Raw genomic sequence first — 12,038 nt, 5'->3', positions numbered from 1 at the left:
AAGCGACGAGTAACGCAGCCCTGCGCAAAATCAGGCCCGGCCCTTCGGGTTGTGCCTGAAAGCCGGCCATGCTGTGTTGCAGTCCTTGGCAAGGAAACGACCCTTACCTACGGACTGCGCCTTGCCTGGCCGGCTTTCAGGCGCAACGCGCCCCAAGAAATCAGTGATGAATCGCCCCCCGCAATCGTTCATAAAAACGCCGCGTTGAAAACGCCCAAAGGAGCTTCGGATGAAACAGCTTTTCCTGGCATCACTGTTAGGCTCGACCATTGCCATGTGCACCGCCGCCATGGCCGCTGATACCGATCTAAAAACCTTGGAAGCCGCCGCGAAAGCGGAAGGCGCCGTCAACAGCGTCGGCATGCCCGATGACTGGGCCAACTGGAAAGGCACCTGGGAAGACCTGGCCAAGACCTACGGCCTCAAGCACATCGACACCGACATGAGCTCGGCCCAGGAAATCGCCAAGTTCAAGGCTGAAAAAGACAACGCCAGCGCCGATATCGGTGACGTCGGCGCGGCCTTCGGCCCGATTGCGGTGAAACAGGACGTGACCCAGCCGTACAAACCGTCCACCTGGGCCCAAGTGCCGGATTGGGCAAAAGACAAAGACGGGCACTGGGCCCTGGCCTACACCGGCACCATCGCCTTCATCATCAACAAGAAACTGCTGCACGGCTCCGAAGTGCCCACCAGCTGGGCTGACCTGCAAACCGGCAAATACAAAGTCTCCATCGGTGACGTAAGTACCGCGGCCCAGGCGGCCAACGGCGTACTGGCAGCGGCCATTGCCAACAAAGGCGACGAAAAGAACATCGCCCCAGGCTTGCAGTTCTTCACCAAGATTGCCCAGCAAGGTCGCCTCGGCCTGTCCAACCCGACCATCGCCACCCTGGAAAAAGGCGAAATCGAAGTGGGCGTGGTCTGGGACTTCAACGGCCTCAGCTACAAGGCCAAGATGGCCAACCCGGATGACTACGTGGTGCTGATCCCGTCGGATGGCTCGGTGAAATCCGGCTACACCACCATCATCAACAAATACGCCAAGCACCCGAACGCCGCCAAGCTGACACGCGAATACATCTTCAGCGATGCCGGCCAGCTCAACCTGGCGAAGGGCAATGCGCGACCGATCCGTGCAGAAACCGACCTGAAGCTGCCGGCTGATATCGCCAAGAACCTGATCCCGGGCGAGCAGTACACCAAGGCCAACCCGCAGCCGATCAAGGATGCCGATGCCTGGGAAGCGACTGCCAAGAAGCTGCCTCAGTTGTGGAATGAGCAGGTCATCGTAGAGATGAAGTAACAGGCCTGAAATGCGGTCAGTGTGGGAGCTGGCTTGCCTGCGATAGCGGTCTGACATTCAGCATTCATGTCGGCTGATACACCGCCATCGCAGGCAAGCCAGCTCCCACCGTTGATCCGGTTCCAAGTTGATACCGAGCCGAACCCTCTGTTGCGGAGCTCCAACCCCCATGAAGCACAATGTCATCCTTGTCGTGCTCGACGGCCTGAATTTCGAGGTTGCCCGGCACGCCATGGGGCACTTGCAGGCCTATGTCGGCGCAGGACGCGCAGCCCTCTACAAGCTGGAATGTGAACTGCCCGCCCTGTCCCGCCCGCTGTATGAATGCATCCTCACCGGCGTGCCACCGATCCACAGCGGCATCGTGCACAACAATGTCTCGCGCCTGTCCAACCAGCGCAGCATTTTCCATTACGCCACCGACGCCGGCCTCACCACGGCGGCGGCGGCTTACCACTGGGTCAGCGAGTTGTATAACCGCACGCCCTTCCTCGCCGCCCGTGACCGTCATACCGACGACAAGGCCCTGGCGATCCAGCACGGGCATTTCTACTGGAATGACCACTACCCGGACTCCCACCTGTTTGCCGACGCTGAAAGCCTGCGCCGCAAACACACGCCGAACTTCCTGGTGGTGCACCCGATGAACATCGACGACGCCGGCCACAAGCACGGCCTCGACACCCCGCAATACCGCAACAGCGCGCGCTCGGCCGACATCATCCTGGCCGACTACCTGCAAGCCTGGCTCGACGCCGGCTACCAGGTGCTGGTCACCGCCGACCATGGCATGAACAACGACCGTTCCCACAACGGCCTGTTGCCGGAGGAACGCGAAGTACCGCTGTTTGTCCTCGGTGACGCGTTCAGCCTCGACGCCAACGCCGCGCCGAAACAGACCGAACTGTGCGGCACTGTCTGCGAACTGCTGGGCGTACCCCACGACAAACCTGTGTGCCGGGAGCTGTTGAAATGACCCGTGGCAAATGGCTGGCGCTGTTGTGCCTGGTGCCTTTCGCGCTGTTCTTTATCGTGTTTGAAATCGCCCCGCTGGTGTGGGTGCTGATCAACAGCCTGCAAACCGAAGAGGCCGGCTGGGGCGTGGAAAACTTCGTGCGCATCTTCAGCTCGAAGTTCTACCTGCAAGCGATCCAGTTCAGCCTGGAGATCAGTTTCTACTCCAGCATCTTCGGCATCATCATCGCCACGCTCGGAAGTTACTCGCTGCGCCGGGTGGATTCGCCGCTGCGCAACTTCGTCACCGCCTTTGCCAACATGACCAGCAACTTTGCCGGCGTGCCCCTGGCCTTCGCATTCATCATCCTGCTGGGTTTCAACGGCAGCATCACCCTGATGCTCAAGCAGGCCGGGATCATTCAGGACTTCAACCTGTACTCCAAGACCGGGTTGATCATCCTCTATACCTACTTCCAGATTCCGCTGGGCGTGCTGTTGCTCTACCCGGCCTTTGACGCGCTGCGCGAAGACTGGCGGGAGTCGGCCGCGCTGCTCGGCGCGAATGGCTGGCAGTTCTGGCGGCATATCGGCTTGCCGGTGCTCACGCCGGCCTTGCTCGGCACCTTCGTGATCCTGCTGGCCAATGCCCTCGGTGCCTACGCCACGGTGTACGCGTTGACCACCGGCAACTTCAACGTACTGCCGATCCGCATTGCGGGCCTGGTCTCCGGCGATGTGTCCCTCGACCCGAACATGGCCAGCGCCCTGGCCGTGGTGCTGGTGGCGCTGATGACCGTGGTCACCGTGGTCCATCAACTGCTGCTCAAGAGGAGCTACCATGTCTCGCGCTGAAGCTGGCCCAGCCGCCCTCTACCATCGGGTGGTGGTGTGGCTGCTGTTTGCAATCCTCGTGCTGCCATTGGTGGGCACCTTCGTTTACTCCATCGCCAGCAGTTGGTCGGCGACCATCCTGCCCGCCGGCTTTACCGTGAAATGGTACGTGCAACTGTGGAGCGACCCGCGCTTCCTGATGGCCTTCGGGCAGTCGTTGCTGGTGTGCGTGGGTGCGCTGATCCTGTCGGTGGTGCTGATCCTGCCGCTGCTGTTTGTGGTGCATTACCACTTCCCCAAGCTCGACGCGCTGATGAACATCCTGATCCTGCTGCCCTTCGCGGTGCCGCCGGTGGTGTCGTCGGTGGGCCTGTTGCAACTGTACGGTTCCGGGCCGTTGGCGATGGTGGGCACGCCGTGGATCCTGATCGGTTGCTACTTCACCGTGGCGTTGCCGTTCATGTACCGGGCGATCACCAACAACCTGCAAGCCATCAACCTGCGCGACCTGATGGATGCCTCCCAACTGCTCGGCGCCAGCACCTGGCAGGCGGCGATTTTCGTCGTGCTGCCAAACCTGCGCAAAGGCCTGATGGTGGCGCTGCTGCTGTCGTTTTCGTTCCTGTTCGGTGAGTTCGTGTTTGCCAACATCCTGGTGGGCACCCGCTACGAAACCCTGCAGGTGTACCTCAACAACATGCGCAACAGCAGCGGCCACTTCACCAGCGCCGTCGTGATTTCCTACTTCTTCTTTGTGCTGGTGCTGACCTGGGCCGCCAATATCTTGAACAAGGACAAAAGCCAATGAGCTTCGTCAGCGTCCAACACCTGCAAAAAGGCTACGCCGGCACCCCGGTATTCAGTGATATCAACTGCGAGATCGCCAAAGGCGAGTTCGTCACCCTGCTCGGTCCATCCGGTTGCGGCAAGTCCACGCTGCTGCGTTGCATCGCCGGGCTGACTTCGGTGGACAGTGGGAAAATTCTGCTGGATGGCCAGGACATCGTCCCACTGAGCCCGCAGAAACGTCACATCGGCATGGTGTTCCAGAGCTATGCACTGTTCCCCAACATGACCGTGGAACAAAACGTCGCCTTCGGCCTGCGCATGCAAAAGGTCAACGCCGACGACAGCCACCAGCGTGTGCAGGAAGTGCTGCAACTGGTGGAACTCAAGGACCTCGCCAGCCGCTACCCGCACCAGATGTCCGGTGGCCAGTGCCAGCGCGTGGCCCTCGCGCGCTCCCTGGTGACCCGCCCGCGCCTGCTGCTGCTGGATGAACCACTGTCGGCGCTGGATGCGCGGATCCGCAAGCACCTGCGTGAACAGATCCGCCAGATCCAGCGCGAGCTGGGCCTGACCACGATCTTCGTGACCCATGACCAGGAAGAAGCCCTGACCATGTCCGACCGCATCTTCCTGATGAACCAGGGCAAGATCGTGCAGAGCGGCGATGCCGAGACTTTGTATACCGCGCCGGTGGATGTGTTCGCGGCCGGCTTTATCGGCAACTACAACCTGCTGGACGCCGACAAGGCCAGCCTGCTGCTGCAACGCCCGATCAACAGCCGTATCGCGATCCGCCCGGAAGCCATCGAACTGAGCCGCAACGGCGAACTGGACGCGCTGGTGCGCAGCCACAGCCTGCTGGGCAACGTAATCCGCTACCGCATCGAAGCGCGTGGTGTGGAACTGGTGGTGGACGTGCTCAACCGCTCGGCCGACGACCTGCACCCGGACGGGCAACGCCTGGCACTTTCCATCGACCCAAGCGCCCTGTGTGAAGTAGCCTGACGCAACGTTTTATTTCAGAGAGCATGACGGATGGCATTGGTAATTTTCGATCTGGACGACACCCTTATCCACGGCGACTGCGCCACCCTGTGGAGCGAGCAGATGGGCCGCCTGGGCTGGGTGGACCCGGAGTCGTTCATGCGCAAGAACCATGAGCTGATGGACGCCTACAGCCAGGGCAAATTGAAGATGGAAGACTTCATGGATTTCAGCCTGGAGCCGATGATCGGCCGCACCCCGGCGGAAATCGAACACCTGGTGGAACCGTGGGTCGAGGACGTGATCGAGCCGCTGATCTACAGCGACGCCACCAAGACCATCGCCCGCCATCGAGCCAATGGCGACCGGATCCTGGTGATCTCGGCGTCCGGCGTCCACCTGGTCAAGCCGATTGCGGCGCGGATCGGCATTGATGAAGTGCTTGGGATCGAACTGGACGTCAGCCATGGCGTGTACAGCGGGCGTACCGTAGGGGTGCTGACTTACCGTGAAGGCAAGATCACGCGTTTGCTGGAATGGTTGGAACAGGAAGGTGAGACGTTGGAGGGCGCGTATTTCTATTCGGATTCGCGCAATGACTTGCCGTTGTTGTTGAAGGTGGATCATCCGCAGGTGGTGAACCCCGATCCCGTATTGCGCGCCCATGCCGAGCAGGCCGGCTGGCCCATCCACCACTGGATCTGACTCAACCGAGATCCAAATGTGGGAGCGGGCTTGCTCGCGAATGCGGTGTTTCAGATGAAATATTCTTCACTGATACACCGCATTCGCGAGCAAGCCCGCTCCCACATTTGGACTGCATTTCAAATTGGAGTCAGGTCAGGCTTTCATCGATCACCAACACAAGTTTCCCGGAAATCTGGTTAGTCGCCAGCTCGGCAAACGCCGCCTCGGCATCCTTGATCGGGAACGTCTTGGCCAATTGCGGGCTCAGGCGCCCTTCAACAAACAACGGCCACACATGCTGGCTCAAGTCACTGAGCAGGTCCGCCTTGAACTGATCACTGCGGCTGCGCAAGGTCGAGCCCAGCAACTGCACGCGCTTGCCCAGCACCTGCGCCAGGTCCAGCTTGGCCTCGCGACCACCCATCAAACCGATCAACACCCAACGACCGTCCAGGGCCAGCAGCTTGAGGTCCAACGCCGCATAGTCGCCGCCCACCGGGTCGAGGATCACATCGAACGGACCGAAATCCCGCAGCCCTTCAATCCCATCGGTGCGCACCACCCCGCCCTGGGCGCCCAGGGCCTCGCAGTAGGCCAGGCGCTCGGCCGAGCCGACGCTGACCCAGCACGGGCTGCCAAACGCCTTGCACAGCTGGATCGCCGCCGAGCCCACGCCACTGGCGCCAGCATGCAGCAAGACTTTCTCACCGGGCTTGAGGCCCGCAAGCTGGAACAGGTTCAGCCACGCCGTGCTGTACACCTCAGGCAACGCCGCCGCTTCGAGCAGCGACAAGCCTTCCGGCACCGGCAGCACATGGCGCGCGTCCACCACCACCTCTTCGGCCATGCCGCCGCCGGCCAGCAGCGCGCAGACGCGGTCGCCGACGTGCCAGGACGAGCCCGCGCCCACTTCGCTGATCACCCCGGAACACTCCAGGCCCAACACGGCGCTGGCACCCGGCGGTGGCGGATAGAGCCCTGCACGCTGTAATAAATCGGCGCGATTAAGGCCCGCTGCCGCCACACGAATGCGAACTTGGCCTACATCGCAGGTAGGACTGGCTTCTTCCAACCACGCCACGTGACCGTCAACGCCTTGCAATGCTTTCACAGTGCCTCCATAGTGAGTCTGGACTGAGCCCGTAGCTGTATCGCCGGGCTTTTTGCATTATGCGACCGGACCATATGGAACCGGCTCCCTCAAAGACGGCCTAATATGCGTTATCAATTGCCCCCGCGTCGAATCAGCATGAAGCATTTGTTCCCCAGCACCGCACTCGCTCTTTTCATTGGTCTCGGCTTCGCATCGATGTCGACCAATACGTTCGCAGCCAACAGCTGGGACAACCTTCAGCCGGATCGCGATGAGGTGATTGCCAGCCTTAACGTTGTCGAGTTGCTCAAGCGCCATCACTACAGCAAGCCGCCGCTCGACGACGCACGCTCAGTGATCATCTACGACAGCTACCTCAAGCTGCTGGACCCGTCGCGCAGCTACTTCCTGGCCAGCGATATCGCTGAGTTCGACAAGTGGAAGACGCAGTTCGACGACTTCCTCAAGAGCGGCGACCTGCAGCCCGGCTTCACCATCTACAAGCGTTACCTGGACCGCGTCAAAGCGCGTCTGGACTTCGCCTTGGCCGAGCTGAACAAAGGCGTCGACAAGCTCGACTTCACCGAGAAGGAAACCCTTCTGGTGGACCGCAAGGACGCCCCTTGGCTGACCAGCACCGCCGCCCTCGACGACCTGTGGCGCAAACGCGTCAAGGACGAGGTGCTGCGCCTGAAGATCGCCGGCAAAGAGCCCAAGGCGATCCAGGAACTGCTGACCAAGCGCTACAAGAATCAACTGGCACGCCTCGACCAGACCCGTGCCGAAGATATCTTCCAGGCTTACATCAACACCTTTGCGATGTCCTACGATCCGCACACCAATTATCTGTCGCCAGATAACGCGGAAAATTTCGATATCAATATGAGTCTGTCGTTGGAAGGCATCGGTGCCGTCCTGCAAAGCGACAACGACCAGGTGAAGATCGTGCGCCTGGTGCCGGCAGGTCCGGCGGACAAGACCAAGCAGGTCGCCCCGGCTGACAAGATCATCGGTGTGGCCCAGGCCGACAAAGAGATGGTCGATGTGGTCGGCTGGCGCCTGGACGAAGTGGTCAAGCTGATCCGTGGGCCGAAAGGCAGCGTGGTGCGCCTGGAAGTGATTCCGCACACCAATGCGCCCAACGACCAGACCAGCAAGATCGTGTCCATCACCCGTGAAGCGGTGAAGCTCGAAGACCAGGCCGTGCAGAAGAAAGTCCTCAACCTCAAGCAGGATGGCAAGGACTACAAGCTGGGCGTGATTGAGATCCCGGCCTTCTACCTGGACTTCAAGGCCTTCCGCGCTGGCGACCCGGACTACAAGTCCACCACCCGCGACGTGAAGAAAATCCTCACAGAACTGCAGAAGGAAAAAGTCGACGGCGTGGTCATCGACCTGCGCAACAACGGCGGCGGTTCCCTGCAGGAAGCCACCGAGCTGACCAGCCTGTTTATCGACAAGGGTCCGACCGTGTTGGTACGCAACGCTGACGGCCGTGTCGACGTGCTGGAAGACGAGAACCCAGGCGCCTTCTACAAGGGGCCGATGGCGTTGCTGGTCAACCGCCTCTCGGCGTCGGCTTCGGAGATTTTCGCCGGTGCCATGCAGGACTATCACCGCGCACTGATCATCGGCGGCCAGACCTTCGGCAAAGGCACCGTGCAGACCATCCAGCCGCTGAACCATGGCGAACTGAAGCTGACGCTGGCCAAGTTCTACCGGGTTTCCGGGCAGAGCACCCAGCACCAGGGCGTCCTGCCGGACATCGATTTCCCATCGATCATCGACACCAAGGAAATCGGCGAAAGCGCCCTGCCGGAAGCCATGCCGTGGGACACCATCCGCCCGGCGATCAAGCCAGCGTCGGACCCGTTCAAGCCGTTCCTGGCGCAATTGAAAGCTGACCACGAAACCCGCTCCGCCAAGGATGCCGAGTTCGTGTTTATCCGCGACAAGCTGGCCCTGGCCAAGAAGCTGATGGAAGAAAAATCCGTGAGCCTCAACGAAGTGGATCGTCGCAAGCAGCATGCCGACATCGAAAATCAACAGCTGGTGCTGGAAAACGCTCGCCGCAAGGCCAAGGGCGAAGACCCGCTCAAAGAGCTGAAGAAAGAAGATGAAGATGCGCTGCCAACCGAGGCGGACAAAACCAAGCCGGAAGACGACGCCTACATGGCTGAGACAGGCCGGATCCTGCTGGACTACCTGAAAATCACCAAACAGGTGGCCAAGCAGTAAATGATGGCAATTTAATGTGACCGCTCCCCGAGCTGTCATCATATAGACATCATTCTGTCGTGAAATAAAGGACCGCTGGCTTACCGCCCGCGGTCCTTTTTTTTCGATCGAGATCGCCATGACCATGACCGAACAGCTGAATGCATTGGGCTCAATCCTGGCTCAAGGCAGTTTGCACAGCCTGTTCCAACCGATCATCTGCCTGTCCGAACGGCGCATCCTCGGCTATGAAGCCCTCAGCCGCGGCCCGTCCAACAGCCCGCTGCACTCCCCCGTCGCATTGTTCTCGGTGGCCAGCCAGGCGGGGCGCCTCAGTGAATTGGAAATGGCCTGTCGCGAAAGCGCGTGCCGGCGCTTCAGCGAACAGAAGCTGCCGGGCATGCTGTTCCTCAATGTCTCGCCGGAATCCTTGATGGAGACCGCGCACCAGCCAGGGCGCACCCTGCAACTGCTGCGCGACTATGGCATTGCACCAAGCCAGGTGGTGATCGAACTCACCGAGCAGACCCCCACCGACGATTTCGACCTGTTGCAAACCGCGTTGCATCACTACCGCAACATGGGTTTTTCGATTGCCCTGGATGACCTCGGGGCCGGCTATTCCAGCCTGCGCTTGTGGTCGGAACTGCGCCCGGATTACGTGAAGATCGACCGGCACTTTATCGATGGCATTCACCAGGATGCGCTCAAGCGCGAGTTTGTCGGCTCGATCCTGCAAATCGCCAAGGCGTCGCGCGCCCAGGTGATCGCCGAAGGTATCGAGTTGCCGGAAGAGCTGGCGGTGTTGACCGAGATGGGCGTGGACCTGGTGCAAGGCTATCTGCTCTGTCGTCCCCAGGAACATCCGCCGCAGGAAGCGCGCCTGATGCTGCCCAAGCCCGACAGTACCAATGCGGCCCTGAGCGACGAAGGCAGCGACCTCAGCGCCCTGCTCAACGAACAACCGGCGGTAGACCAGGACACCGCCACCGCCCAGGTCCTGGAAGCGTTCCGCCGCCAGGCCAACCTCAACTCCCTGGCGGTGCTGGACGGGCGCGGCCACCCGGTGGGCATCGTCCACCGGCATTCGCTGTCGGATGCGCTGCTCAAGCCGTTCGCCACCGACCTGTTTGCGCGCAAGCCCATCAGCCGCTTGATGAGCACCGATTTTCTCGCGGTGGAACTGAGCCAGTCGCTGCAACAAGTCAGCCGCCTGCTGACCAGCCGTGCGCGGCAACGTATCGAAGAAGATTTCATCATCACCCTCAATGGCGATTACCTGGGCCTGGGCCGGGTGATCGACGTACTCAAGCTGATTACCGAGCTGAAAATCCAGCAGGCGCGCTACGCCAACCCGCTAACCTTGCTACCCGGCAACGTGCCGATCCAGCAGTGCCTGACACGGCTGCTGCAACAACAGCGGGAATCGGTGATCTGCTACGTGGATATCGACAGCTTCAAGCCGTTCAACGATATCTACGGCTACGGGCGTGGGGACGAGGTGTTGTTGTGCCTGGCGCAGTGCCTGAACGACCGGGTCGATCCCAGCCGTGATTTTGTAGGACATATCGGTGGCGATGATTTTTTGCTGGTGTTGGGGCCGCAGGATTGGCGCAAGCGCCTCAATCAACTGCTGGATGACTTCCACACCCAATGTCGGCGTTTCTACCGCGCCGAGCACCTTGACGCTGGCTGCTTCGTGGCATTGAACCGCCAGGGCGTGCGCCAGGAGTTTGCGTTGCTGTCACTCTCCATCGGCGTCGTGCATTTGTATCCACAGGCCTGTGGACAACTCGATGCCAGCCAGTTGGCAGAGTTGGCGTCGCAGGCCAAGCACCATGCCAAGGACGTGGCCGGCTACAGCATCCACGTGATCGACAGCATGGAGGCAGTGCCGCAGGTTTAGGCCTCGGCCGATTCCGGGTATTCGTACTCGAACACCCGCACCACTTCCGACGCGTGCCAGGACGCGGCGGCCACGCCGTCAGACGGCCCGCTGAAGCGCCCCAGGCGCTCCACGCATTCAAAAAAACCGGTGCGCGGCAGGCGGCTCGCGCCCTGGCTGATCACCAGCGAACTGCGCAACGGCTGCTCGGCCTTGGCGTCCAGCGCCGCCAGGTGTTCCAGCGCGGCGGCCAGGGTTTGCATGGCCGGCGTGGGGAACTGCAAGCGCTCCAGCAACGCGCGGTACGTCAGCAAATGGCGCTGGCGGCGCGCCTGGTCCAGTTCGTTGAGTAACCCATCCCAGTGTTGACGGCTGATACGTAGGCTCAAGATTCATCCCTCCAACCTGCAACGCCCAATTCCCAGGCCAGGCTGCGGCGGATCGCGGCATCCGGCTGGCGTTCACCACTTTCGATCAATCCAAGATACGACGGGCTGATGCCCACGGTGCGGGCCAGCGTCTCAATCGCCAGGCCCTTGGCTTCGCGCAAGCCGCGCAGGTCTGCGAGCGGGCGCAGGTCCTGGGCCGGTGCGGCTTGGGCAGTGGAAACAGGAGGAGGTGTTGCGGGTTGTTGCTGACCGGCAGCTTTTAGCAGCGCCTGGTACTGATCCCATGGCAACACCGCGTACTCGGGTGCGCCATCGCGTGAAATTATCTGAATATCCATGACTGCCCCGTAGGATAACTGCACTTACTTAGTAAGTTCTTTCCTTAGGAGTGTAATCCTAACAGTCACAAAGGTCGTAGGGGGATATAACCATCATTGGTTTTTTTGCGGGTTTTCCCTGGCCAGCAGCGCAGGCGTCGCAGGCAGTCGCTCAACCACCGCGAGCTTTTCCGGGCGCTGCGCCTCACGCCAGGCACGAAAGGCGCTCAGTTCACCGTCCAGGGTCTTCATGACCCATGCCAGCACGGCAATGTCGTCGAGCATGCCAAACATCGGGATAAAGTCCGGGATCGCATCGATCGGGCTGAGAAAATACATCAGCCCCGCCACCACCGAGATCAGCGCCTTCGGGCTGATGGCCCGGTATTCGCCGCGCCAGTAAGCCAGGCACAGGGCCTGGAGCAACTTGAGATCATCCTTGAGCTTGCCCAGGCGGTTGCCCTGGCTTGAGCCCTTGGCGGCGACCGCGAAGAGCAGCGTAGGCAAACGCCCACGGCCCAGCAGACGTGCCGCCATGGGCAGGAAACGGGTGAAATTGAAGGGTGGTTTCATACGTCACTCC

12 protein-coding genes are annotated in these 12,038 nt (G+C 60.9%); 8 read left to right on the top strand and 4 right to left on the bottom strand.

Annotated features, from left to right (window positions below; all coding sequences use genetic code 11):
- Positions 1-229 precede the first annotated feature (229 nt).
- The 6 genes from ACZRMO_RS27230 (at position 230) to ACZRMO_RS27205 (ending at position 5,572) form a co-directional block, all read left to right on the top strand.
- Entirely contained in the window at positions 230-1,306 is a 1,077-nt protein-coding gene (locus ACZRMO_RS27230; protein ID WP_463974899.1) for an ABC transporter substrate-binding protein, read from the top strand.
- Positions 1,307-1,475: 169 nt separating this feature from the next.
- On the top strand, positions 1,476-2,282 hold the full coding sequence (locus ACZRMO_RS27225; protein ID WP_463974898.1) for an alkaline phosphatase family protein: 807 nt from the start codon (positions 1,476-1,478) through the stop codon (positions 2,280-2,282).
- Complete coding sequence (locus ACZRMO_RS27220; RefSeq protein ID WP_463974897.1) at positions 2,279-3,115, top strand: ABC transporter permease; 837 nt, start codon at positions 2,279-2,281, stop codon at positions 3,113-3,115. The genes ACZRMO_RS27225 and ACZRMO_RS27220 overlap by 4 nt, the downstream gene beginning before the upstream one ends.
- The gene (locus ACZRMO_RS27215) at positions 3,102-3,902 is read left to right on the top strand and encodes an ABC transporter permease (RefSeq protein WP_017734815.1); all 801 of its coding nucleotides are present in this window, start codon (positions 3,102-3,104) and stop codon (positions 3,900-3,902) included. The genes ACZRMO_RS27220 and ACZRMO_RS27215 overlap by 14 nt, the downstream gene beginning before the upstream one ends.
- A complete protein-coding gene (locus tag ACZRMO_RS27210; protein WP_017734814.1) occupies positions 3,899-4,888 on the top strand; it encodes an ABC transporter ATP-binding protein in 990 nt (329 codons plus the stop codon). The genes ACZRMO_RS27215 and ACZRMO_RS27210 overlap by 4 nt, the downstream gene beginning before the upstream one ends.
- Before the next feature lie 30 nt (positions 4,889-4,918).
- Positions 4,919-5,572: an HAD family hydrolase gene (locus tag ACZRMO_RS27205; protein ID WP_463974896.1), complete on the top strand. Its 654-nt coding sequence runs from the start codon at positions 4,919-4,921 to the stop codon at positions 5,570-5,572.
- A gap of 130 nt (positions 5,573-5,702) precedes the next feature.
- Here ACZRMO_RS27205 and ACZRMO_RS27200 read toward each other — a convergent pair whose 3' ends face one another.
- Positions 5,703-6,665 carry a zinc-binding dehydrogenase gene (locus ACZRMO_RS27200; protein ID WP_463974895.1) on the bottom strand — a complete coding sequence of 321 codons (963 nt, stop codon included), beginning with the start codon at positions 6,663-6,665 and terminating at the stop codon, positions 5,703-5,705.
- A gap of 138 nt (positions 6,666-6,803) precedes the next feature.
- Between ACZRMO_RS27200 and ACZRMO_RS27195 the strand changes: the two genes are divergently transcribed.
- Entirely contained in the window at positions 6,804-8,885 is a 2,082-nt protein-coding gene (locus ACZRMO_RS27195) for a carboxy terminal-processing peptidase (protein WP_177414000.1), read from the top strand.
- Between the two features lie 118 nt (positions 8,886-9,003).
- Positions 9,004-10,770, top strand: a complete 1,767-nt coding sequence (locus ACZRMO_RS27190) for a bifunctional diguanylate cyclase/phosphodiesterase (protein ID WP_463974894.1) — start codon at positions 9,004-9,006, stop codon at positions 10,768-10,770.
- Here the strand turns inward: ACZRMO_RS27190 and ACZRMO_RS27185 are convergent.
- The 3 genes from ACZRMO_RS27185 to ACZRMO_RS27175 form a co-directional block, all read right to left on the bottom strand.
- Positions 10,767-11,138, bottom strand: a complete 372-nt coding sequence (locus tag ACZRMO_RS27185; protein WP_005786715.1) for a hypothetical protein — start codon at positions 11,136-11,138, stop codon at positions 10,767-10,769. The genes ACZRMO_RS27190 and ACZRMO_RS27185 overlap by 4 nt on opposite strands.
- Positions 11,135-11,476, bottom strand: coding sequence for a helix-turn-helix domain-containing protein (locus ACZRMO_RS27180; protein WP_463974893.1), 342 nt, complete (start codon positions 11,474-11,476; stop codon positions 11,135-11,137). Before ACZRMO_RS27180 ends, ACZRMO_RS27185 begins: the two co-directional genes overlap by 4 nt.
- Before the next feature lie 93 nt (positions 11,477-11,569).
- A complete protein-coding gene (locus ACZRMO_RS27175; protein ID WP_017734808.1) occupies positions 11,570-12,028 on the bottom strand; it encodes a YkvA family protein in 459 nt (152 codons plus the stop codon).
- Between the last annotated feature and the right edge of the window lie 10 nt (positions 12,029-12,038).

Source organism: Pseudomonas sp. B611, assembly GCF_055407965.1.
Note: the sequence above shows the minus strand (reverse complement) of the source record. Positions and strands in the feature narration are given on the sequence as shown.

Bases quoted from the DNA above. Each gene is read 5' to 3' on its own strand.
- ACZRMO_RS27230 (WP_463974899.1), top strand. From the start codon at position 230: ATGAAACAGCTTTTCCTGGCATCACTGTTAGGCTCGACCATTGCCATG.
- ACZRMO_RS27225 (WP_463974898.1), top strand. From the start codon at position 1,476: ATGAAGCACAATGTCATCCTTGTCGTGCTCGACGGCCTGAATTTCGAG.
- ACZRMO_RS27220 (WP_463974897.1), top strand. From the start codon at position 2,279: ATGACCCGTGGCAAATGGCTGGCGCTGTTGTGCCTGGTGCCTTTCGCG.
- ACZRMO_RS27215 (WP_017734815.1), top strand. From the start codon at position 3,102: ATGTCTCGCGCTGAAGCTGGCCCAGCCGCCCTCTACCATCGGGTGGTG.
- ACZRMO_RS27210 (WP_017734814.1), top strand. From the start codon at position 3,899: ATGAGCTTCGTCAGCGTCCAACACCTGCAAAAAGGCTACGCCGGCACC.
- ACZRMO_RS27205 (WP_463974896.1), top strand. From the start codon at position 4,919: ATGGCATTGGTAATTTTCGATCTGGACGACACCCTTATCCACGGCGAC.
- ACZRMO_RS27195 (WP_177414000.1), top strand. From the start codon at position 6,804: ATGAAGCATTTGTTCCCCAGCACCGCACTCGCTCTTTTCATTGGTCTC.
- ACZRMO_RS27190 (WP_463974894.1), top strand. From the start codon at position 9,004: ATGACCATGACCGAACAGCTGAATGCATTGGGCTCAATCCTGGCTCAA.
- ACZRMO_RS27180 (WP_463974893.1), bottom strand. From the start codon at position 11,476: ATGGATATTCAGATAATTTCACGCGATGGCGCACCCGAGTACGCGGTG.
- ACZRMO_RS27175 (WP_017734808.1), bottom strand. From the start codon at position 12,028: ATGAAACCACCCTTCAATTTCACCCGTTTCCTGCCCATGGCGGCACGT.